This window comes from Micromonospora sp. NPDC003776, from assembly GCF_053605645.1.
Genome location: NZ_JBSGJR010000830.1, coordinates 1 through 2,164, shown reverse-complemented (window position 1 = coordinate 2,164; position 2,164 = coordinate 1). Strand labels below are relative to the sequence as shown.

Here is a 2,164-nt window from a genome sequence, read left to right as displayed (position 1 = left end):
GTCGTCGGGGCGCACCCGGTGACTCAAGGTTGTCGGGCCGACGCCGGTGAGGGCCTGGTGATCGGCTGGTGGTAGGTGACGGGCGAAGCCGGCAGTGCGCCATGCCTCTGGCACCGGTTACCGCGTGCGGATCAGACCGATCGGAGAATCCGTAGGGTGCCGGCCCCGATCAGATAGGTCACGAGCGCGATCGGTGGGATTCCCAGCGGTCCGGGGGCGGATGTTCCTTCCATGGTGTTGATCAACAGGCCGAGCACCACCGCAGCGTAGCCGGCAACGGTGAGGACGGCCCGAGCGGCGCCCGACCGTCCCTTCCGATCGCCGTCCTGTTTCCAGCGGTGGTGGCCGCTGCGTGCCTCGACCGGACCGAAGACCGCGACGAGCGCCACCAGCGTCACGGTCAACGCGAGCAACCAGGGCAATCGCCAGGCCCACCACCTCGCCGTGTCAACAGCCGGGGCGGGCAGCCAGTGCACCGTGTTGAGCGCGCCGGCCAGCAGCAGCACGGCGGTCAGGTGCCACAGGAAGGTGGTCAGGATGATGGAGTTCATCCCGACCACCGCCAGCCATGGGTCGCGGCGCCGTAACCATCGTTCGGCGCGGCGGCGCAGGAGCAGGATCACCCCGAGCTGGAGGGTGGCCAGGGCGAGCAGTGCCAGGCTGGGCGGCGACGCGTTGTTCAGCCGCTCGCCGGGCAGGTTGAGCATGGTGACCGGATAGGGACCGACGACGGTGAGCAGCAGCAACGCCACGAGACCCACCATGACCAGGGCTACGGCGACCGGCCGGCCCGTCGGCAACCGGTGAGCGAACAGCCCACCACGCCGGCTGGGCGGGCCCCCCTTCGCGCTGCCGCCTGTCGCCGCCGCGGCATGGGTGTCGTACCAGGCGAAGCCGATCTGGTGGATGACGAGCCAACCGAAGAGGAAGTTGCCGCCGGAGAGCCGACCGTGGCCGAACAACCGTCCGAGATCGCCGCCGGCCACCAATGCCAGCAGCACCAGCGGCACGACGAACCCGTACCGACGGTGCAGCGCATACATGATCGGGGTCAGGGCCAACACAGCCATGTAGGCGGTGAGGAACCACAGTGGGATGGTGACGAACGAGACGGCGAGCCCGATCTCGGCCTGGTCTGTCCCGAGCGAGCTCCCCAGCAGACTGCCGGCGGCAAGGGTGATGAGCAGTAGGGTGGTCGGGCGGATCAATCGGCTGCTGCGGTCGAGCAACCACTCGGTGGGGGTGCCACCGCGTGCTCGGCGGCTGTTCAGCGAGGCGGCGTTGGCGAAGCCGCCGACCAGGAAGAAGACCGGGATCACCTGGAAGATCCAGCTCAATGGATAGGCCGGTCGGAGTTCGGACAGCGTGAAGTAGCCGGTGAGATGACCGGACCGGTCGTAGGCAATGACAATGTCCGTCCAGTGGCCGAGGACCACCAGGCTGATCGCCAGCGCCCGGAGCAGGTCGACATAGCGCTCCCGTCCGGGCTGCGGCAGCTCGGCGAGCTGCCGCACGTGACCCGTGAGGCCACGCAATGCCAGGGCCGGGCGACGGCGGTGGGCTTCCACCACCAGGCCCTTACCGGTGGTCGCCCCTAAGGTCGGATGTCGAGGGCGCCGATCAGCCCGTCCCGAAGAGTGAAGCGGTGGCGCAGTCGGACCGGGCTGCCCGGGAACGTGCCCGACACGAGCGCGGTCACCACGATGTTCCCGCCCGCCTCCTCCTCGACCGACTCCGGCACGGCGTCGTACTCGTACTCGGCCGCGGTCCGCTCGCGCCAGGCCCGGATCGCGGCCGGGCCCTCGTAGGTCCGGTCCTCGTCGGCGACGATGGCGTCGTCGGTGAAGCACGCGACGAAGGCGTCCACGTCGGTCCCGCCGGTCAGCTGGTAGTACCGGGCGATCACGTCGGGAATCGTGACGGTCATCTTGTCTCCTCAGCTCGGCGCCCGCGTCGCGGCGCGGTGCCGTTTCCCGGTTTCGTGCCCGACAAACGCGGGCGTCATCCGGCGATGCCCAGCCGCGCGGTGACGCGGTCATGGAGCTCGGCCAGCGCCGGGCTCACCGTGGCGGTGAGCGGGACCGGCGCGGCCAGGCGGCGCGCCGCCTCCGGCAGCCAGGCGAGATCGGCGTCGAACCGGCTGCGGGCGGCACGCACCTCGCCG

General features: G+C 70.2%; 2 protein-coding genes. Both read right to left on the bottom strand.

Features of this window, described 5'->3' with window-relative positions; all coding sequences use genetic code 11:
* Window positions 1–131 precede the first annotated feature (131 nt).
* The gene (locus ACWEVO_RS35420; RefSeq protein ID WP_452311768.1) at window positions 132–1,514 is read right to left on the bottom strand and encodes an acyltransferase family protein; all 1,383 of its coding nucleotides are present in this window, start codon (window positions 1,512–1,514) and stop codon (window positions 132–134) included.
* Window positions 1,515–1,594: 80 nt separating this feature from the next.
* Window positions 1,595–1,927, bottom strand: a complete 333-nt coding sequence (locus ACWEVO_RS35415; protein ID WP_452311767.1) for a nuclear transport factor 2 family protein — start codon at window positions 1,925–1,927, stop codon at window positions 1,595–1,597.
* Window positions 1,928–2,164 lie beyond the last annotated feature (237 nt).